Genomic DNA, 18,651 nt, shown 5'->3' with positions numbered 1-18,651 from the left:
CAAAACAATCAGGCCCCGCCGGTTCGCCGGCGGGGCCTTTTTCTTGCTCAGTGGGCCGGGGCGGCGTGGATCGGCGGATGCAGCTTCTCGCGTCGCACCAGCCGGCCGTAGACGTTGCCCAGCACGATGCCGAAGATCGCGTGGCTGACGATCATCCAGGCCAGGGTGCCGAAGCCGCCGCGCATGAAGAACATGCCCATGCCTGCGATCGGCGCGACTGTCAGGCCCATCAGGATGAAGGCGCCCACGGCGAACAGGATGCCCTTAGATTCAGGCGTATCCGTCGGCAGCCGGGGACAGAGGATGGCGAACAGCGGTCCCAGCACCAGGGTGCCGACCACGATGTGCGCGATCCAACCGACCGCTGGAATATCCGGTGTCCTCAGCATGACGGAGAGCAGTTGCGGAAAACTCACCGCCCAGTGCCCGACCGTCATGTTCACGGCCTCGATGATCGAGACCGCCACGGTGGCCGCAAAACCCGCGACCAGACCCTTTTGTACGCGTGACATCATGACCTGCAGCGCCTCCAACGCCTGTTTCCGGTTCTGACAACGCAACGCAAGCATACGCCTCTGACGGGAGAGGACGTTCACTTTGGCGTGCTTCGCAGGTGCGGGAGGAAGCGAGGTCGAACGCGTCAGGGGAAGGCGACGCCGGTCAGCTCCTCCGATGCGGCCCAGAGCTGCTTGGCGACGGAGGCGTCCAGCGCCTGGGATTCGATCTTGCCGCGTCCGGGCGGGCCCTTCATCTCCTGCCAGCCTTGGGGGCCGAAATACTGGCCGCCGGCGACGCCGGGAGCCGTGGCGGCCATCACGGTCGGTAGGGCGCCCTGGGCCGCCGAATGGCTGAGGAAGGGCGTAATCAGGCTGGTGCCCCATGCGAACAGGGCGCCGCCGTCCACGGCCGGCCCGTTGGTGATCAGGTCGGTCCGCGCGAAGCCCGGATGCGCCGCGACGCTGGTCAGACCCCAGCCGTTCGCCCGGCTGCGGCGATCCAGTTCCAGGGCGAACATCAGCATGGCCAGCTTCGACTGCTGATAGACCGGCCAGGGCCGATAGCCCTGCTCGTAGTTGAGGTCATCCAGACGGATGCGCCCTCCGCGGTGCGCCATGCTGGACAGTTGCACCACCCGGGCTTTCGCCGCCGTCAGCAGGGGCAGCAGGCGCGCCGTCAGGGCGAAATGGGACAGGTAGTTCGTGCCGAACTGCATCTCGAACCCGTCGGCCGTGCTCTGCCGCTTCGGCAGGGCCATGACGCCCGCATTGTTGATCAGCAGGTCGATCGGCCGGCCCGCGGCCAGATATCGGTCCGCGAAGGCCGTGACCGAGGCCAGATCGCCCAGGTCCAGCAGATCGAAGCGCACATTCGCCGACGGATGGCGCGTGCGGATCAGCTGCTCGGCTTCCGCGCCCTTTCTGGGATTGCGGGCCGCCAGCACCACCTCCGCGCCTGCGCCCGCAAGAGCGATGGCCGTTTCCAGCCCCAGCCCGCCAGTCGCGCCGGTCACCACGGCCAGCTTGCCGCTTTGATCGGGAATATCTTTTGTGGTCCACGTCGCCATTGGCTTTATCCTGTCGCTGAAACCAGTCGCCTCGAAGGGCTCCGGCTTGCATATCTGCATCCGGTGCAAATATGCAAGAAGTGCAAGATCACAATTCTTCTAGCGAGCCCGGTCTGCGCGAGCGCAAGCGCGCGGAGACGCACGCCCGCATTCAGACGGAAGGCGTCCGGCTGTTCCTCGAGAAGGGGTTCGAGGCCACGACCCTGGACGAAGTCGCGGCGGCCGCCGACGTCTCGCGGCGGACCCTGCTGAACTATTTCGGCACCAAGGAGGAGATCATCCTCTCGACCAAGGCCGAATTTCCGCAGTTGATCGCCGACGCCGTGGCCGCGCGACCGGCGGACGAGCCTCTGCTGGAGATGGTGGAGAACGCCTTCGTCGATCTGGCGCAGCGCCATCGGTCCGAGGAAATGCGCGCCGTGGCCGCCCTGATCGGCTGCACGCCGTCCCTGCAGCCCGGCGATCAGGCCAAGTACGAGCGGATCGAACGGCTGCTGGCGCAGACCCTGGCGGCCCGCAAGGGACTGCCCGAGGACGACATCAGCTGCCGGGTGGTCGCCGGCGCGGCCGTCAGCATCCTGAAGCTGTCCACGGAGGCCTGGCTGAAAGACCCTTCAGGGAACCCGGAGGTCTTCGGCCGCGCGGCTTTCGCGGCGCTCAGGCGCGTCGCGGGGTGACGGCCTCCCCCGCGCGGCGGGGGAGGCTATCGGGATCAGGCCGCCTGGTTGGAGCCATCCGGGGCGGTCCAGCGCAGCACCGGCGAGCGGGCGGCGCGGGTCTCGTCCAGGCGGCGCAGGGGGGCGTGGAACGGCGCGCCCTTGAAGCGGTCGACGTCGCCGGCCTTCGCGGCCTCGGCCAGCAGGCGCATGGCGTGGATGAAGCGGTCCAGCTCGGCCTTCGATTCCGTTTCGGTCGGCTCGATCAGCATGGCCCCGTGGACGACCAGCGGGAAATACATGGTCATCGGGTGGAAGCCCTCGTCGATCATCGCCTTGGCGAAGTCGAGCGTGGTGATGTCCGTGCCCTTCAGCCATTCGTCGTCGAACAGGGCCTCGTGCATGCACGGGCCCTCCGGGAAGGCCGGGCTCATCAGGTCCTGCAGGCGGGCCTTGATGTAGTTGGCGTTCAGGACCGCGTCCTCGGCCACCTGACGCAGGCCGTCCGAACCATGGCTCAGCATGTAGCTCAGCGCGCGGACGTACATGCCCATCTGGCCCTGGAAGGCGCACAGGCGGCCGAAGGCCTGGGCTGCCTCGTCTTCCTCGCGCTCGACAAGCCGATAGCCGTTGTCGTCGTGCACGACCCACGGGGCCGGGGCGAAGGGAGCCAGGGCCTCGGACAGCACCACCGGACCCGCGCCCGGACCACCGCCGCCGTGGGGCGTCGAGAAGGTCTTGTGCAGGTTGATGTGCATGGCGTCGACGCCGAGGTCGCCCGGGCGGACCCGGCCGACGATGGCGTTGAAGTTGGCGCCGTCGCAGTAGAAATAGGCGCCCGCTTCGTGCGTCAGGCGGCTGATCTCCAGGATGTCGCGCTCGAACAGGCCGCAGGTGTTGGGGTTGGTCACCATGATGGCGGCGACGTCGTCGCCCAGCTTGGAGGCCAGGTCGGCGACGTCCACGCGGCCGTCGTCGGTCTGGGCCACTTCCACGACCGAATAGCCGACGAAGGCGGCGGTGGCCGGGTTGGTGCCGTGGGCGGAGGTCGGCACCAGAACCTTGCGGCGCTTCTCATGCTGGCCCGAGGCCTCGTGGGCCGCGCGAATGGCCATCAGGCCGCACAGCTCGCCGTGCGCGCCGGCCTTGGGCGACAGGGCGACGGCGGGCATGCCGGTCAGGGTCTTCAGCCAGTGGGCCAGGGTGTCCATCAGCTCCAGCGCGCCCTGCACGGTCGAGATCGGTTGCAGCGGGTGGATGTCCGAGAAGCCGGGCAGGCGGGCCATCTTCTCGTTGAGGCGCGGGTTGTGCTTCATCGTGCACGAGCCCAGCGGATAGATGGCCAGGTCGATGGCGTGGTTCTTCTGCGACAGGCGCACATAGTGGCGCATGGCCTCGGGCTCGCTCAGGCCCGGCAGGCCGATCGGATCCTTGCGGACCAGATCGCCGAGGTCCGAACCGGTCGTCTTCGGTTCCGGCAGGTCAACGCCGGTCTTGCCCCAGCCTTCGCCCTCGAAGATCAGGGCTTCGTTCTGCAGCAGGCCGCGGCCGCCGGTCAGGGTGGCGGGCTTCTCGGAAACCTGGTTCGGGGCGGTCGGGCGGCCGACGGTGTTCATGGTGCTCATCGTTCGATCTCCGCTCAGGCCGCCAGGACCGTGGCGAGAGCCTTCGCCAGGAACTTGATGTCGTGATCCAGGGTGGTTTCGGTGGCCGCGACCAGCAGCACGTCATCCATGCCCGCGTCGGGGGCCAGACGGCTGTACGGCACGCCCGCCAGCACATGGTGTCCGGCCAGGGTGTCGACCACTTCGGCGGCGTTCTTCGGCAGCTTGATCGCGAACTCGTTGAAGAAGCGCGGGGTCAGGACCTCGACGCCCGGAATGGCGGCCAGGGCGTCGCGGGTCGCCACGGCCTTCTCGTGGTTCAGCAGGGCCAGCTTGCGCAGCCCCGTCTCGCCCAGCAGGCTCATGTGGATGGTGAAGGCCAGGGTGCACAGGCCCGAGTTGGTGCAGATGTTCGACGTCGCCTTGTCGCGGCGGATGTGCTGCTCGCGCGTCGACAGGGTCAGGACGAAGCCGCGCTCGCCGTCGGCGTCCACGGTCTCGCCGGTCAGGCGGCCCGGCATCTGGCGGATCAGCTTCTCGCGGGTGGCGAACAGGCCGACGTAGGGGCCGCCGAAGTTCAGGGCGTTGCCGATCGACTGGCCCTCGGCCGCGACGATGTCCGCGCCCATCTCGCCGGGCGACTTCAGCAGGCCCATCGACACGGCCTCGGTGACCACGACGATCAGCAGGGCGCCGGCGGCGTGAGCGGCCTCGGCGATCTTGGTCACGTCGGTGGCGGTGCCGAAGACGTTCGGGGTCTGGACGACCACGCAGGCTGTGTCCGGGCCGATCTGGGCGATCACGTCCGCCTCGGCGTCCACGGCGGCGGGCAGGGCCAGGGTCTCTACGCCGACGGCGTGGACCACGGTCTCGGTGGCGCGGACGTAGTGCGGGTGCACCCCGCCCGAGATCACCGCCTTGTTGCGGCGGGTCACGCGGGTCGCCATCAGCACGCCCTCGGCCATGGCGGTCGAGCCGTCATAGAGCGAGGCGTTGGCCACCGGCATGCCGGTCAGGTTCGCGACCTGGGTCTGGAACTCGTACAGGTACTGCAGCGTGCCCTGGGCGATTTCCGGCTGGTAGGGGGTGTAGCTGGTCAGGAATTCCGACCGCTGGATCACGTGGTCCACGGTGGCCGGGACGTGGTGCTTGTAGGCGCCGGCGCCGCAGAAGAAGGGCACCGAACCGGCCGAGGCGTTCCTGTTGGCCATGGCCGAGAGCGTGCGCTCGACTTCCAGTTCGCCCGCCACGCGCGGCAGGTCGACGAAGCCTTCGCGGCGCGCCGCCTGCGGCACGTCCACGAACAGGTCGTCGATGGATTTGGCGCCGATCGCGGCCAGCATGGCCTCACGGTCGTCGGGCGTCAGGGGGAGGTAACGCATCTAGACAGCTTTCCCGAAGAGGAGATCGAGGATGAAGGAGCCCGGGCCGGGCTTTGAAGGGCGTCGCGCCGCCGGGGCGGGCGTCGGACGGGAGGCGGGTTCGGAGTCCTCGCGGCTTTCGTGGATCTGCTTCAGCAGTTCCAGGAGGTCGTCGGCGGACTCAAACTCGGTTATCTGCGGCGCGAAGATCAGGGGGGCGCGGGGCTCGCCCACGACGCCCGACAGGCGCACCAGGGCTGCGCCCCGGGGATCGCCGAGCAGGAAGCTGTTGGTCCGCGACAGGATCGTCAGGAGCGCCTCGGCGACCGTCGGGGTGAGGACGGGGTACTCGGCGAGCATCCCGTCGGTCTCGTCTTCCCCGAACAGATACAGAAGCGCCCCGTCGTTGAGCCGCACTTCAGCCTCCAGACCGGTCCGCTCCGCCCCGCTGTCTACGAGCGCCGCCTCGACCAGCTGGCGCAGGCCTGGCTGGAACGGCGTCGTCGTCGCGTGGCTGAAGTAGACCGTGAACACCGCGTCAGAGGGTGGCGAGGAAGGCGTCGTAGGCGGCGCGGTCCATCAGGGCGTCCAGTTGCGAGGCGTCCGAGACGCGGATCTTCGCGAACCAGCCTTCGCCTTCCGGGTCGGCGTTGACGGTTTCCGGAGCCGAGGCGAGGACGGCGTTGCCTTCGACGACTTCACCCGACACCGGGGCGTAGACGTCCGAGGCGGCCTTGACGCTCTCGACGACGGCGAAGCTGTCGCCCTTCGAGACGGCCTTGCCGGCGTCCGGGGTCTCGACGAACACCACGTCGCCCAGGGCGTCGGCGGCGTGCTTGGAGATGCCGACGGTGGCGATGTCGCCGTCGACTTTGACCCACTCGTGATCCTTGGTGAAGCGCATGGGAGTGATCCTTAGACCTTGGGTTTGCGGTAGTAGCGTTGGGCGACGAAGGGCATGGCGACGACCTCGGCGGCGGCGGGCTTGCCGCGCACCAGGACCTTCAGGTCCGTGCCCAGTTCGGCGAAGGCGGGGGGCACATAGCCCATGGCGATGTTGCGGCCCAGCGTCGGCGAGGGGCCGCCCGAGGTGACCGTGCCGATGATGTTTCCGTCCAGGTCGGCGATCTCGGCGCCTTCGCGGGCCGGGGCGCCTTCCTTGACGCTCAGGCCGACGCGGACGCGGCTCGGGCCGTCGGCCAGTTCCTTCAGGATGCGGTCGGCGCCGTTGAAGTCAGCGGCTTCCTTGCGCGACTTGGACAGGGCGAAGGTCAGCGCGCCCTCGACCGGGCTGGTCGAGGCGTCGATGTCATGGCCGTGCAGCGGCAGGCCGGCTTCCAGGCGCAGGCTGTCGCGGGCGCCCAGGCCGATCGGCTTGACGCGGGCGTCCTTCAGGATGGCGTTCCAGATGCGCTCGGCGTCGGCGGCCGGGACCGAGATCTCGTAGCCGTCCTCTCCGGTGTAGCCCGAGCGGGAGACGTAGCAGTCCACCCCGAACAGCATCAGCCGCGCGCTGTCCATGAAGCCGAAATCGTTGAAGACCGGATCGTGGGCGGCCATGACCTCGGCGGCCTCGGGCCCCTGGATGGCGATCAGGGCGCGGTCCAGCACGGTCAGCTTGGCGTCGCCCTGCAGGTTGGCTTCCCAGAAGGCGAAGTCCTCGTCCTTGTTGCCGGCGTTGACGACGACGAACAGGCCGTCGTGGTCGGGCTTGCCGGCCATCAGATCGTCGATAATGCCGCCGCTCTCGTTGAGCAGCAGCGAATACTTCTGCCGGCCGGACTTCAGGACCTGGTAGTCGCCGGGCACGAAGCGTTCGAACTGGGTCACGGCGTCCGCGCCGGTGATCTTGCACTGGCCCATGTGCGACACGTCGAACAGGCCTGCGTGCTCGCGGGTCCAGCGGTGCTCGGCCAGCACCCCTTCATACTGCACCGGCATGTCATAGCCGCCGAAGCCGACCATGCGGGCGCCCAGCGCGCGGTGCGCGGCGTTCAGGGGAGTGGTCTTCAAGGCTTGATCGGTCATAAGACTCTCGCGGTCGCGGGTTTTGGCGGAAGCTCCGCCGTCTTCGCGCCCCCGCTGTCCTGAAGCCTGAGAGATTCCGCCCCGGACGTGATCCGGGACTTGCTCCGTCGGCGCGCCATGCGGCGGCTTTCCAGCGTCCGTGCGCTTTCGCGGTCCTTTTGCCTGAGCGTTTCCGGGGCGGTTGCGCCTTCGGCTCCGGGCTCCGTTTCCGGACCCCGATCTCTCCCGCGAGAGCGAGCGGACCTAGGCCCCGACTCCGGCGCGAAGTCAAGCGTGGGCGGGCGGATCGGGCCGCCAATGACGGGGCGGTGGCGGCGGGTGCTCACGCCATGCGAGCGCGCCCCCATCCGTGCGGCGGCGGCGTTCATTTCGCGTTCAGCTAAAACGACATCCTGTAGCTGTGCTGTACAAGGGAGGTGGGGGATGTGGCGGATCGTATGGATCATCGTGGGTGTCGTGATGCTGGGGGCCGCCCTGCCGGGCTCGGCCTCCGCCCAGACCATGCCGCTGAACGAGTTCATCGCCACGGCCGACCGCATTCCACGCAATCCGCTGGCTCTTCTGCGGTCCGACTATCGTCGCCTCAAGCGCGAGGTCGAAGCCGGCCTGATACTCATCGCCACGGCGCAGTATCGGGCGCGGGAGGCGAACCAGCCGCCTCAGACGTGTCTACCCGAGACCTTCACGTTCAATACCGAGACCGTCCTGAATCAGCTCAAGGCGATCCCCGAACCCCGCCGCCGGCGCATGACGATCACCGATGGCCTGCGCGAGGTCATCCGGCGCCAGTATCCGTGCCCGTAAACCGACCCCGTCATCCTGAAGGGGCGACGGGAAGGTGAGGTTCAGACGCTCGCGTAAGCCTTCACTTCTGCGATCCGCGCCGCCTTGTCCGCCTCATCGAGGAAGCTGCCCTCGAAGCTGTTGATGGCGATCTGGGTCACCTGCTCGCGGGTCAGGCCCACGGCCTCGGCCAGACGGGCGTAGTTGGCGTTCACATAGCCTCCGAAATAGGCCGGGTCGTCCGAGTTCAGGGTGACGTGCAGGCCCCGGCGCAGCATCTCGGGGACCGGGTGGTCCTTCAGGTCGTTCACCACGCAGAGCTTCAGGTTCGACAGGGGGCAGACGGTCAGGGTCATCTGCTCGGCGGCCAGCCGCTCGATCAGGCTCTCGTCCTCCATCGAGCGGTTGCCGTGGTCCATGCGGTCGATGTGCAGCAGGTCCAGCGCCTCGTGCACATAGGCGGGCGGGCCTTCCTCGCCGGCGTGGGCGCACAGCTTCAGGCCCAGCTCACGCGCGGCGGCGAAAACGCGGACGAATTTCGACGGCGGATGTCCGACCTCGGACGAATCCAGCCCCACCCCGATGAAGTGGTGCAGGTAGGGCTTGGCCATCTCCAGCGTGGCGAAGGCCTCCTCCTCGCTCAGGTGACGCAGGAAGCTCAGGATCAGGCCGCTGGTCACGCCCAGTTCGGCCTTCGCCCGCTCCATGCCCGCGATCAGGCCTTCCACCACCACGGCGAAGGGTACCCCCCGGTCGGTGTGGGTCTGGGGATCGAAGAAGATCTCGGCGTGGCGGACGTTGTCCGCGGCGGCGCGCTGGAAATAGGCGAAGGCCAGGTCCTCGAAATCCTTGCGCGTCAGCAGGACGTTGGCCCCGGCGTAATAGATGTCCAGGAAGTCCTGCAGGTTCGAGAAGTCATAGGCCGCGCGCACGGCCTCGACGCTGTCGAACGGAATGGCCACGCCGTTGCGCTGCGCCAGCTCGAACATCAGCTCGGGCTCCAGCGAGCCCTCGATGTGAAGATGCAGCTCGGCCTTGGGCAGGCCGGCGATATAGGCGTCGAGCGACATGAGGGGGCTCCTGAAAGGCCCCGCCAGTCTAGCCTACATCCGCTCCGGCGTGTCGATTCCCAGCAGGCTCAGCGTCAGGACCAGTTGATCCAGCGTGGCCTTCGACAGGGCCAGCCGCGACGCCTTGGTCGCCTCGTCCGGCGCCACCAGCACGGGGCAGGCGGCGTAGAATTTCGAGAACGACTGCGCCAGCCGGTAGGCGTGCTCGGCGATCACGTGCGGCATGCGCTTGTCGTAGGCCTCGGCCGCCGCCTGCGAGAAGGCGTCCAACGTCAGGGCCAGGTCGCGCTCCGCCGGTTCGGCGATGACGATGGCTCCGGGCCGGGCGCCCTGTTCCTCGCCCCGGCGCAGCAGGGATTTGATGCGCACGGCCTGATACAGCAGGTAGGGACCGGTCTTGCCCTCGAAGCTCATGAATCGGTCGAGGTCGAAGACGTAGCTGGTGGTCCGGGCGTTCGACAGATCGGCGAACTTCAGGGCGGCGATCGCCACCTTGTGCGCGATGGCCTCGAACGCGTCGGGCGGCAGGTCGTCGCCCAGCTTGGCCTCATGCAGGCGCTCGCGCGCCTTTTCGGTCGCCTGGTCGATCAGGTCGCGCAGCTTCAGGACGCCGCCCGCGCGGGTCTTGAAGGGCTTGCCGTCCTGGCCGTTCATGGTGCCGAAGCCGAGGTGCTCCAGCGCGCCTTCGGCCGCGTAGCCCGCCAGATAGGCGGCGCGGAACACCTGTTCGAAATGCTCGGCCTGGCGCTCATCGACGACGTACAGGGCCAGGTCCGGCGCCAGCGACTTCTTGCGGTCCAGGATCGTGGCCAGGTCGGTCGTGCCGTACATGGCCGAGCCTTCCGAGCTGATCACCAGCAGCGGCGGCGGGGAGGGAGCCTCGATCACCGAGCCGTCGGCCAGCTTCTTCTTGCGGGTCTCACCGGGCCGGGCGACGTGCACCACCTGGGCCCCGTCGTCGGGGACCAGCAGGCCGGTCGCCTTCAGATGCTCCAGCATCTCGGGCATCTGCGGATCGGCGTCGCTCTCGCCGTTCCACAGGTCGAAATCGACCGACAGGTCGCCATACTCGCGCTTCAGCGCCTCGCGGCTGACCGCCACGAAATGCTTCCACAGCGCGCGATAGCCGGGGCGGCCGCCCTGCAGTTCCGCCGTCGCCTTGCGGGCGCGGTCGCGGAAGGCCGGGTCTTCCTTGGCCTTGCCGGCGGCCAGCGGATAGAGGCGGTCCAGGTCGCCCAGGGTCACCGGGCTTTCGGCCGGGAAGGGACCGTCGCCCTCGGCCATGAAGGCGTCGGCCAGCCCTTCGTCGCCGCAGGCGACGATCAGCAGGCCCATCTGAAAGCCCCAGTCGCCGAAGTGGGCGTCGCCGGTCACGTCGTCGCCGCGGAAGCGGAACAGCCGCTTCAGGCTTTCGCCGATGATGGCGCTGCGCAGGTGGCCGACGTGCATCGGCTTGGCCACGTTCGGGCCGCCGTAGTCGATGACCACCTTGCGGGCTTCGGCGACGACCGCGGCTCCGGCGTGTTCGGCGTCCGTGGCCACCTCGGTCGCGCGCCGGGCCAGGGCGGCGTCGGCGATCTTCAGGTTGATGAAGCCCGGGCCCGCGATCTCGACCGAGGCCAGGCGCGGATCGCCTTCCAGGCGCGCCGCAATCTTGCCGGCCAGCTCACGCGGATTAGCCTTCAGCGCCTTGGCGGCGGCCAGGGCGCCGTTGGACTGGAAGTCGGCCAGGTCGGGCCGGTCCGAGGGGGTGACGCGCGCCAGCGCGGGGTCCACGCCTTCGGCGGCGAAGGCGGCCCCGACCGCTTCGCCCAGTTCCGTTCTGAGATCGGTCATTTACTGGGCCGGGGGCTGGGTCGTGGGGGCGGCGGCGCCCGCGTTGACGCGGAAACGGCTGCCCGATCGGTTGAACTCGGCCATCTGCGGCGTGATGTCGAAGCCGACCAGGATCTCGAAATGGTCGCCCGCGGTCGTGGCCGAGGCGCGCGGGATGACGATCGTGTTGTCCTGGGTGACCGTCGTCGTGGTGGCGCCGTTCTCGAACGTCACCGGCAGGTCGAAATAGGTTTTCTCCAGCACGGCGCTGTTCCGCTCGGTGACGGCGATCCAGTACCGGTAGGTGCGGCCGTCGCCCTGCGCTTGCGGTCCGCGGCCGAGGTTGAACAGCACGCGGGTCTCGACCTGGATCGGCCCGTCGCCCTGGTAGGCGCAGTCGGACACCAGGCCCTCCATTTCGCCGGTGTAGCCGACGTTGGCGGCCGCGACCCGGTCGCCGGTCATTTCGACGTAGCGGGCGGCGTCGTAGAGGATCTTCACATAGGGGCAGGGGCCGGCCGCCGAGCGGCGCTGCAGCGGGGCGATGCGCACCCGACGGGCCCGGTCGCCGGTCTGCTCGCCCGGTTCGGGGCGGTCGCGGCCCGCCGGATCCTGTCCGCGTCCGCCCGGCCGGCTCTGCGCGACGGCGGCGGGCGCGACGGCCGCGAGGGTGGCGGCGACAAGAGCCGAGGCCAGGGAAACCTTCAGGACGCGACGCATCAATGCTCTTCCAGATCACGAGGAGGCGGCGACAGCCCGACGCCGTCCGCACGCTTGCCGCTGATAGCGGCTAAACCGAGGCGCGGCAAACCCGCCGGACGCGGAAACGACGGTGGCGGCGAACGGTCCGAACGACTAGGTTCCGGCCCATGACCGTTCATCAGCCGATCCGACCGGCGGACAAGCGTCCCCTGACCGTGCGCCTCGCCACCCCGCGGGGGTTCTGCGCGGGCGTGGACCGGGCCATCCAGATCGTCGAACGCGCCATCGAGAAGTACGGCGCCCCGGTCTATGTGCGGCATGAGATCGTGCACAACCGCCACGTCGTCGAGCGGCTGCGCGCCATGGGCGCCGTCTTCGTCAAGGAACTGGACGACTGCCCCGACGACCGTCCGGTGGTCTTCTCCGCCCACGGCGTGCCCAAGTCGGTGCCCGCCACCGCCCGCTCGCGCGAGATGCTGTTCCTGGACGCCACCTGCCCGCTGGTCTCCAAGGTCCATGTCGAGGCCGAGCGCCATCATGCGAACGGCAAGCACATCATCCTGATCGGCCACGCCGGACACCCTGAGGTCGTCGGCACCATGGGCCAGCTTCCGGCCGGGGCTATCAGCCTGGTCGAGACGGTCGAGGACGCCGAGACCTTCCAGCGTCCGGGCGACGCCCCCCTGGCCTATGCGACCCAGACCACCCTGTCGGTGGATGACACCGCCGAGATCCTGGCGGCGCTGAAGCGGCGCTTCCCGGAGCTGCCGGATCCGCACAAGGAAGACATCTGCTACGCCACCACCAACCGTCAGGAGGCCGTGAAGCGGCTGGGCGACGGCTGCGACCTGGTGCTGGTGGTGGGGTCCAAGAATTCGTCCAACTCGGTCCGGCTGGTCGAGGTGGCGATCAAGGCCGGCGCCCGCGACGCCCGGCTGGTGGATGACGCCAGCCACGTCGACTGGACCTGGCTGGACGGGGTGTCGACCCTGGGCATCACCGCCGGGGCCTCGGCGCCCGAACGGCTGATCGAGGATCTGGTCCAGGCCGTCCGCGACCGCTTCGACGCCGATGTGGTCGAGGACGACGGCGAGCGCGAGACCGTCACCTTCAAGCTGCCGCGTGTCCTGACCGCCTGACGCAGGCCGTCATCCTGGGTTCGCACGGCTGTGCTTCGGTGCGGCATCAACCGGGAGCCGACCATGGACGCTGACCGCCGCCGCCTTCTGCTCGCCGCCGGCGGCGGAGCCCTGATGCTTCCGGCCATCGCCAGGGCCATGGGCATCGACGCCGACGTCCGCGCAGGCGACATCACCGACGTCGCCCATGTGGTCATCCTGATGCAGGAGAACCGGTCGTTCGATCACTATTTCGGCGCCCTGCGCGGCGTTCGCGGCTTCGGCGACCGCTTCCCCATCCCGCTGCCGGACACCGCCGACCGCAAGGGCGGGACCTGCTGGGTCCAGGCCAATCCGGGCAAGCCCGGCCGGCCGTCCCTGGTCTCTCCCTTCCCGCTGAACACGGCCGAGGACTTCCGGCTCATGCGGGTCGAGGGCACGCCCCACAGCTGGCCCGACGCCCAGGCCGCCTGGGATGAGGGCCGCATGGCCGCCTGGCCGACCGCCAAGACCGAACATTCCATGGGCTATTTCCGCCAGGAGGACATTCCCTACCAATACGCCCTGGCCGAGGCCTTCACGGTTTGCGACGCCTACCACTGCTCGATCCAGACCGGCACCAACTCCAACCGGCTGTTCCTGTGGAGCGGGACCAACGATCCGGCCGGGACGCGGGGCGGGCCCTCCATCTCCAATTCGCATGACGCCCTGGCGACGGACGGCGGTCACCCCGACGGCTACCGCTGGACCACCTATCCCGAGCGGCTGCTGGCCGCGGGGGTGAGCTGGCGCATCTATCAGGACATGGCGGACAACTTCACCGACAACCCCACCGCCGGGTTCCAGTCCTTCCGCGACAGCCACGCGGGCGCGCCCGGCGCCGACCCCCGCCTCGCCGCGCTGGCCCTCAGCACCCGACATCTGGACGGCCTGCGCGAAGACGTCCTCGCCGGCGCCCTGCCGCAGGTCTCCTGGATCGTCGCCCCGGCCGCGGGTTCCGAGCACCCGGGACCATCCAGCCCGGCCCAGGGCGCCGACTACACCGCCCGGGTCATTGAGGCCCTGACCGCCGATCCGACGGTTTGGGCCCGCACCGCCCTGTTCGTCACCTTCGACGAGAACGACGGCTTCTTCGACCACGTTCCCCCGCCGGCGCCCCCGGCGCTGGACGGCGGCGCGGCCTCGCCCGCCATGGGCGGCTCCACGGTCAATACGGCCGGCGAATATCATCTGGCGACCACGCCGAGCGAAGCCCGCGCCGAACGCCCGGAGTTCGTCGGCCGGCCCTACGGCCTGGGCCCCCGCGTGCCGATGTACGTCATCTCGCCCTGGAGCCGGGGCGGCTGGGTCAATTCCCAGGTCTTCGACCACACCTCGGTGATCCGCTTCCTCGAGAGCCGTTTCGGCGTGATGGAGCCCAACATCTCCGCCTGGCGGCGCGCGGTCTGCGGCGACCTGACCGGCGCCTTCGATTTCCACACGCCCAACGCCGTCTTCCCCACGGCCCTGCCGCCGACCGGCGAAACGGCGGCCCGCGCGGCCGCCCTGCCCGGGCAGACCACGCCGACGACACCCGCCCGGCCGGAAATCCCTGTCCAGGCCGCCGGCTTCCGCCCCTCCCGCGCCCTCCCGTACGTCCTCGGCGTCGACGAGGACCGCGAGAGCGGGGCCATCGCCCTGACCTTCCGCAATCACGGCGGCGTCGGCGCGGTCTTCCATGTCTACGACCGCCTGCGCCTCGACCGCACGCCCCGCCGCTACACCGTTGGCCCCGGCGGCGCCCTGCGCGGCGTCTGGGAGCCGGGCGCCTATGATCTGTGGATCCTCGGACCCAACGGCTTCCACCGCCATCTGATCGGCGACGCCGCCGGCGGCGAGCTTCGCCTGTCCCTGGCCCAACATCCGGATCGCCGGGAGCTGGTCCTGACCATCTCCAATCCCGGCGATGTCGCGCAGGCGGTTGAGATCATGGACGCCTATCGTCCCGATGCGCCGCCCTGGCTCGGCGAGATCGCGGCGGGCTCGACGGTCAGCCGGCCCCGGTTCGTCGCTCCGACCAAGGGCTGGTACGACCTCTCCCTGGGCCGCTCCGGCGGCGGCGGTTACTTCCGCAGGCTGGCCGGCCGGCTCGAGACGGGCGCGGATTCGGTCAGTGATCCTCTGATGGGCGGCCCGGCGATCATGGGTCAGGCCTGACCGGTCCGCGCAGGCTTGCGCAAGCGGAGCCTTTGCCGTTCGGTGGCGTTAACTGCGACCGGGAAAAGGGACTTCTCCATGCGCCTGACAGCCGCCTGCACCACCGCCGTCTCCATTCTGGCCCTCGCCGTCGCGGCCTGTTCACCCGAAGCCGAGCAGCCGCCGGCCCCCATCCCGCCGTCGCCCGCGCCGACCACCCCGGCCGCGCCGCCAGTCAGCTACGCCTGCGAAAGCGGCCAGTCGATCACCGTCGCCTACCCGGACGATTCGACCGCCCAGCTGGCCTACAAGGGCCAGGCCTACGCCCTGCGCATCTCCCAGTCGGCCTCGGGCGCGCGCTACGTCGGCTCGGGCGTCGAATGGTGGACCGCCACCCGCGACGGCGCCGAGAGCGCCACTCTCAGCCGTCTGGGGCCAAATGAGGAAGTCGGCACGGCGGTGCTGGAGCGTTGCAGCCGTCCGTCCCCCGGCCCGGTCGTCGCGCCCGGTCCGGTTCCGACGCCCCAGCCGGCGCCCGGCGGCGTCCTGCCCGCCGCCGCGCCCTGCCGCGGTCCCCAGCTGAAGCTGTCCAACGAGGGCGGCGACGCCGGAGCGGGCAACCGGGTTTCCAACATCGGCGTCCAGAACATCGGAACCACGGCCTGCAGCCTGACCGGCTATCCCGGCGTGGTCCTTCAGGATCGCCAGGGCCGCAACCTGACCGCCATCCGCAGCGAGCAAAGCCCCGGCAGCTACTTCACACAGGGCCAGGCGCCGTCGCCTGTGCTGCTGGCCCCGCAGGCCAAGGCCGCCTTCGAGATCGCCTGGAACGTCATGCCGAACGAGGCCGAGGGCCAGACCTCCTGCCCCAATGTGACGCGCCTCCGGGTGACTGCGCCGGGCGACACCGCGGCGGTTTCGATGGACATGGCGTTCAGTCCCTGCAGCAACCGCGTGCGGGTCAGCCCGATCCGTCCGCTGACGCCCACGGGAACGCCCGCGCCCGAGCCCACGGTTTAGGGGGTTCAAACCGTCACGGATTCGGCGTAGCGGAGCGCGCATGACAGCGACCTTCTACGACCGCGTCTCCGCGGAACTCGCCGACATCGACGCCCAGGGGCTGACCAAGCCCGAACGCGTGATCGCCTCCCGTCAGGGACCCGTCATCAAGGTGGGCGGGCGCGATGTCCTGAACTTCTGCGCCAACAACTACCTCGGCCTCGCCGGCGACGAGCGGGTGACCCAGGCGGGCATCAGGGCGCAGGAAAAGTGGGGGGCGGGCACCGCCTCGGTCCGCTTCATCTGCGGCACGCTGGAGATCCACAAGGAGCTGGAGCGGGCCATCGCCGACTACCTCGGCTTTGAAGACACCATCCTGTTCGCCGCCGCCTTCGACGCCAACGGGGGCATCTTCGAGCCCCTGTTCGGCGCCGACGACGCCATCATCTCCGACAGCCTGAACCACGCCTCGATCATCGACGGCGTGCGCCTGTGCAAGGCCAAGCGCTACCGCTTCGCCACTTCGGACATGGCCGATCTGGAGGCCCAGCTGAAGCAGGCCCGGGCCGACGGCGCCAAAGAGATCATCATCGCCACCGACGGCGCCTTCTCGATGGACGGCTATATCGCCAAGCTGAAGGACATCCGCGCGCTGGCCGACCAATACAACGCCCTGATCATGGTCGACGACTGCCACGCCACCGGCTTCCTCGGCCCGCAGGGGCGCGGCTCCTATGCCTGGAACGGGGTCGAGGTCGACTTCGTGACCGGCACCTTCGGCAAGGCGCTGGGCGGCGCCATGGGCGGCTTCATCTGTGCGAAGTCCAACGTCGTGGCCCTGCTGAAACAGCGCGCCCGGCCCTACCTGTTCTCCAATGCGCTCAGCCCCGCCGTCTGCGGCTCGTCGCTGGAAGCCATCCGCATCGCCGCCGGCGAAGAAGGCGACACGCTGCGCGAACAGCTGTTCGCCAACGCCGCCCGCTATCGCAAGGCGATGACCGAAGCGGGCTTCACCCTGCAGCCGGGCGAGCATCCGATCATCCCGGTCATGCTGGGCGACGCTAAGCTGGCCCAGGACATGGCCGCCCGCCTGCTGGAGCTGGGCGTCTACGTCATCGGTTTCAGCTTCCCGGTGGTGCCGCGCGGCCAGGCTCGCATCCGCACCCAGATGTCGGCGGCGCACACCTTCGAACAGATTGATCAAGTGGTCGCGGCGTTCACGACGGCCGGCAAGGAATTGGGAGTTATCGCATGACCGACACCATGAAGGCCCTGGCCAAGACCCGTCCCGAAGTCGGCCTTGAGCTGATCGACGCCCCGATCCCGGTCGCCGGCGACGAGGATGTGCTGATCAAGGTCAAGCGCACCGCCGTCTGCGGCACCGACATCCACATCTGGAACTGGGACGAGTGGTCCCAGAAGAACGTGCCGGTCCCGATGATCACCGGCCACGAGTTCGCCGGCGAGATCGTCGCCATCGGCAAGGATGTGGATCGCCGCCTGAAGGTCGGCCAGCGGGTCTCGGCCGAGGGGCACGTCATCGACCTGAACTCCGAAGCGGCCCGCGCGGGCCACTTCCACCTGGACCCCGACACCCGCGGCATCGGCGTCAACCGTCAGGGCGCCTTCGCCGAATACGTCGTGGCCCCGGCCTTCAATGTGATCGAGCTGCCGGACGACGTTCCCTATGAGATCGGTTCGATCCTCGATCCGTTCGGCAACGCCGTGCACACGGCCCAGCAGTTCGACCTGCTGGGCGAGGACGTGCTGGTAACCGGCGCAGGGCCCATCGGCATGATGGCCGCCGCTGTCGCGCGCCACGCCGGCGCGCGCACCGTGGTCCTGACCGACATCAACGACTTCCGCCTGGACCTGGCCCAGAAGGTCGCCCCCGGGGTCCGCACGGTGAACACCACCAAGGAAGACCTGAAGGACGTCATGCATGAGCTTGGCCTCAAGGTCGGCTTCGACGTGGCGCTTGAGATGTCTGGCTCGCCCATCGCCTTCAAGCAATGCGTCGACACCCTGATCATGGGCGGCGGCATGGCTCTGCTGGGCATTCCGTCCAAGCCGATGGAGACCGACTGGGGCCAGATCATCCTCAAGGCCCTGACCATCAAGGGGGTCTACGGCCGCGAGATGTTCACCACCTGGCGCAAGATGCTGGGCCTGCTCAAGGCCGGGCTCGACCTCCAGCCCCTGATCACCCACCAGATGTCGTACGAGAACTACCGCGAGGGCTTCGAGGCCATGCGGTCCGGCCAGTCCGGCAAGGTGGTGCTCAACTGGGACAAGGCGGCCTAGGAGGCGACGCTGACCGCATCGACGCCCTCCGTCCTCGCCTTCCTTGAGGGCGAAGGGACCGATGCGCGCGGGCGCACGATCTTCGACGTCCTGGCGTTCGACGATGCGGCGCTGGAGAACACCCACGATTTCATCCAGTGGCTGTTCCCGCTGACCGAGCCCTCGTCCGCCGTGCCGGAATCGCCCGTGCTCACCGAGGACGAGGCAACGGCCATCTGCGACTCGGTCATGGCCCAGTGCACCCTGGCGGCGGCCACGGACCGGATCGCCGCCTTCTACCGCAACAACGACCATTGGCTGAAAGCGGCGGACCACAACCACCTGCGCATCACCCGCATCATCCGCGCCCTGCGCCGCCTGCGCGGCGACGAGGAGGCGGAGGCCTTCCGCGCGGCCATCCTGGCGAAGGTGACGACGACCGGCGCGCCGGTCAGTCTTCGCAGCCGCGGCTACTGGATGACGGCCTGAGCGC

The 18,651-nt window shown here is 69.1% G+C and carries 18 protein-coding genes and 1 riboswitch; of the genes, 8 read left to right on the top strand and 10 right to left on the bottom strand.

Features of this window, described 5'->3' with window-relative positions; translation table 11 throughout:
• Positions 1–47: 47 nt before the first annotated feature.
• Positions 48–512 (bottom strand): DUF6789 family protein, encoded by a 465-nt coding sequence (locus AC3WRV_RS14605; protein ID WP_492313823.1) that lies wholly within the window; start codon positions 510–512, stop codon positions 48–50.
• Positions 513–640: 128 nt separating this feature from the next.
• Positions 641–1,564 (bottom strand): SDR family oxidoreductase, encoded by a 924-nt coding sequence (locus AC3WRV_RS14600; RefSeq protein WP_492313822.1) that lies wholly within the window; start codon positions 1,562–1,564, stop codon positions 641–643.
• Positions 1,565–1,635: 71 nt separating this feature from the next.
• Here AC3WRV_RS14600 and AC3WRV_RS14595 point away from each other — a divergent pair, with 71 nt between their 5' ends.
• Entirely contained in the window at positions 1,636–2,241 is a 606-nt protein-coding gene (locus AC3WRV_RS14595) for a TetR/AcrR family transcriptional regulator (RefSeq protein ID WP_492313821.1), read from the top strand.
• Positions 2,242–2,276: 35 nt separating this feature from the next.
• On the opposite strand, the gene gcvPB is transcribed toward AC3WRV_RS14595, so the two are convergent.
• Genes gcvPB through gcvT form a run of 5 tightly spaced genes read right to left on the bottom strand, consistent with a single transcriptional unit; the run spans position 2,277 to position 7,213 of the window.
• A complete protein-coding gene (gene gcvPB / locus AC3WRV_RS14590) occupies positions 2,277–3,845 on the bottom strand; it encodes an aminomethyl-transferring glycine dehydrogenase subunit GcvPB (RefSeq protein WP_492313820.1) in 1,569 nt (522 codons plus the stop codon).
• Positions 3,846–3,859: 14 nt separating this feature from the next.
• Positions 3,860–5,206 carry an aminomethyl-transferring glycine dehydrogenase subunit GcvPA gene (gene gcvPA, locus AC3WRV_RS14585; protein WP_492313819.1) on the bottom strand — a complete coding sequence of 449 codons (1,347 nt, stop codon included), beginning with the start codon at positions 5,204–5,206 and terminating at the stop codon, positions 3,860–3,862.
• Positions 5,207–5,719, bottom strand: coding sequence for a hypothetical protein (locus AC3WRV_RS14580; protein WP_492313818.1), 513 nt, complete (start codon positions 5,717–5,719; stop codon positions 5,207–5,209). It abuts the gene before it with no gap.
• Between the two features lie 4 nt (positions 5,720–5,723).
• Positions 5,724–6,089 carry a glycine cleavage system protein GcvH gene (gcvH, locus tag AC3WRV_RS14575; protein ID WP_291837832.1) on the bottom strand — a complete coding sequence of 122 codons (366 nt, stop codon included), beginning with the start codon at positions 6,087–6,089 and terminating at the stop codon, positions 5,724–5,726.
• Positions 6,090–6,100: 11 nt separating this feature from the next.
• Positions 6,101–7,213 carry a glycine cleavage system aminomethyltransferase GcvT gene (gene gcvT / locus AC3WRV_RS14570; protein ID WP_492313817.1) on the bottom strand — a complete coding sequence of 371 codons (1,113 nt, stop codon included), beginning with the start codon at positions 7,211–7,213 and terminating at the stop codon, positions 6,101–6,103.
• Positions 7,214–7,353: 140 nt separating this feature from the next.
• Positions 7,354–7,451: riboswitch (glycine riboswitch) on the bottom strand.
• A 185-nt stretch (positions 7,452–7,636) separates the two neighbouring features.
• On the opposite strand from gcvT, the gene AC3WRV_RS14565 reads away from it, so the two are divergent.
• Complete coding sequence (locus AC3WRV_RS14565) at positions 7,637–8,017, top strand: hypothetical protein (RefSeq protein WP_492313816.1); 381 nt, start codon at positions 7,637–7,639, stop codon at positions 8,015–8,017.
• Between the two features lie 41 nt (positions 8,018–8,058).
• Here AC3WRV_RS14565 and AC3WRV_RS14560 read toward each other — a convergent pair whose 3' ends face one another.
• Genes AC3WRV_RS14560 through AC3WRV_RS14550 form a run of 3 tightly spaced genes read right to left on the bottom strand, consistent with a single transcriptional unit; the run spans position 8,059 to position 11,601 of the window.
• Positions 8,059–9,066, bottom strand: coding sequence for an adenosine deaminase (locus AC3WRV_RS14560; protein ID WP_492313815.1), 1,008 nt, complete (start codon positions 9,064–9,066; stop codon positions 8,059–8,061).
• A 33-nt stretch (positions 9,067–9,099) separates the two neighbouring features.
• Positions 9,100–10,902, bottom strand: a complete 1,803-nt coding sequence (argS, locus tag AC3WRV_RS14555; protein ID WP_492313814.1) for an arginine--tRNA ligase — start codon at positions 10,900–10,902, stop codon at positions 9,100–9,102.
• A complete protein-coding gene (locus AC3WRV_RS14550; protein WP_492313813.1) occupies positions 10,903–11,601 on the bottom strand; it encodes a Tat pathway signal sequence domain protein in 699 nt (232 codons plus the stop codon). It abuts the gene before it with no gap.
• Positions 11,602–11,750: 149 nt separating this feature from the next.
• On the opposite strand from AC3WRV_RS14550, the gene ispH reads away from it, so the two are divergent.
• From ispH to AC3WRV_RS14520, 6 genes are all read left to right on the top strand, one after another.
• The gene (ispH, locus tag AC3WRV_RS14545) at positions 11,751–12,722 is read left to right on the top strand and encodes a 4-hydroxy-3-methylbut-2-enyl diphosphate reductase (RefSeq protein WP_291839220.1); all 972 of its coding nucleotides are present in this window, start codon (positions 11,751–11,753) and stop codon (positions 12,720–12,722) included.
• Between the two features lie 63 nt (positions 12,723–12,785).
• Positions 12,786–14,897, top strand: coding sequence for a phosphocholine-specific phospholipase C (locus AC3WRV_RS14540; RefSeq protein WP_492313812.1), 2,112 nt, complete (start codon positions 12,786–12,788; stop codon positions 14,895–14,897).
• Between the two features lie 78 nt (positions 14,898–14,975).
• The gene (locus AC3WRV_RS14535) at positions 14,976–15,896 is read left to right on the top strand and encodes a DUF4232 domain-containing protein (protein ID WP_492313811.1); all 921 of its coding nucleotides are present in this window, start codon (positions 14,976–14,978) and stop codon (positions 15,894–15,896) included.
• 40 nt (positions 15,897–15,936) lie between these two features.
• Positions 15,937–17,130, top strand: coding sequence for a glycine C-acetyltransferase (locus AC3WRV_RS14530; RefSeq protein WP_291839231.1), 1,194 nt, complete (start codon positions 15,937–15,939; stop codon positions 17,128–17,130).
• Positions 17,127–18,179, top strand: coding sequence for an L-threonine 3-dehydrogenase (gene tdh, locus AC3WRV_RS14525; protein WP_492313810.1), 1,053 nt, complete (start codon positions 17,127–17,129; stop codon positions 18,177–18,179). The genes AC3WRV_RS14530 and tdh overlap by 4 nt, the downstream gene beginning before the upstream one ends.
• 9 nt (positions 18,180–18,188) lie before the next feature.
• A complete protein-coding gene (locus tag AC3WRV_RS14520) occupies positions 18,189–18,647 on the top strand; it encodes an opioid growth factor receptor-related protein (protein WP_492314086.1) in 459 nt (152 codons plus the stop codon).
• The last annotated feature ends 4 nt before the right edge of the window (positions 18,648–18,651 follow it).

The organism is Brevundimonas sp. EU05-FHT14B11, from assembly GCF_058790835.1.
The sequence above is the reverse complement of the archived record's forward strand: the minus strand, read 5'-3'. Positions and strand labels throughout refer to the sequence as shown.

What these genes read in the sequence shown, in the direction of transcription:
- AC3WRV_RS14530 (WP_291839231.1), top strand. Translation starts at nt 15,937, where the DNA reads ATGACAGCGACCTTCTACGACCGCGTCTCCGCGGAACTCGCCGACATC.
- gcvT (WP_492313817.1), bottom strand. Translation starts at nt 7,213, where the DNA reads ATGACCGATCAAGCCTTGAAGACCACTCCCCTGAACGCCGCGCACCGC.
- tdh (WP_492313810.1), top strand. Translation starts at nt 17,127, where the DNA reads ATGACCGACACCATGAAGGCCCTGGCCAAGACCCGTCCCGAAGTCGGC.
- AC3WRV_RS14535 (WP_492313811.1), top strand. Translation starts at nt 14,976, where the DNA reads ATGCGCCTGACAGCCGCCTGCACCACCGCCGTCTCCATTCTGGCCCTC.
- AC3WRV_RS14550 (WP_492313813.1), bottom strand. Translation starts at nt 11,601, where the DNA reads ATGCGTCGCGTCCTGAAGGTTTCCCTGGCCTCGGCTCTTGTCGCCGCC.
- AC3WRV_RS14605 (WP_492313823.1), bottom strand. Translation starts at nt 512, where the DNA reads ATGTCACGCGTACAAAAGGGTCTGGTCGCGGGTTTTGCGGCCACCGTG.
- AC3WRV_RS14560 (WP_492313815.1), bottom strand. Translation starts at nt 9,066, where the DNA reads ATGTCGCTCGACGCCTATATCGCCGGCCTGCCCAAGGCCGAGCTGCAT.
- ispH (WP_291839220.1), top strand. Translation starts at nt 11,751, where the DNA reads ATGACCGTTCATCAGCCGATCCGACCGGCGGACAAGCGTCCCCTGACC.
- gcvH (WP_291837832.1), bottom strand. Translation starts at nt 6,089, where the DNA reads ATGCGCTTCACCAAGGATCACGAGTGGGTCAAAGTCGACGGCGACATC.
- AC3WRV_RS14565 (WP_492313816.1), top strand. Translation starts at nt 7,637, where the DNA reads ATGTGGCGGATCGTATGGATCATCGTGGGTGTCGTGATGCTGGGGGCC.
- argS (WP_492313814.1), bottom strand. Translation starts at nt 10,902, where the DNA reads ATGACCGATCTCAGAACGGAACTGGGCGAAGCGGTCGGGGCCGCCTTC.
- AC3WRV_RS14595 (WP_492313821.1), top strand. Translation starts at nt 1,636, where the DNA reads ATGCAAGAAGTGCAAGATCACAATTCTTCTAGCGAGCCCGGTCTGCGC.
- AC3WRV_RS14600 (WP_492313822.1), bottom strand. Translation starts at nt 1,564, where the DNA reads ATGGCGACGTGGACCACAAAAGATATTCCCGATCAAAGCGGCAAGCTG.
- gcvPB (WP_492313820.1), bottom strand. Translation starts at nt 3,845, where the DNA reads ATGAGCACCATGAACACCGTCGGCCGCCCGACCGCCCCGAACCAGGTT.
- AC3WRV_RS14540 (WP_492313812.1), top strand. Translation starts at nt 12,786, where the DNA reads ATGGACGCTGACCGCCGCCGCCTTCTGCTCGCCGCCGGCGGCGGAGCC.
- gcvPA (WP_492313819.1), bottom strand. Translation starts at nt 5,206, where the DNA reads ATGCGTTACCTCCCCCTGACGCCCGACGACCGTGAGGCCATGCTGGCC.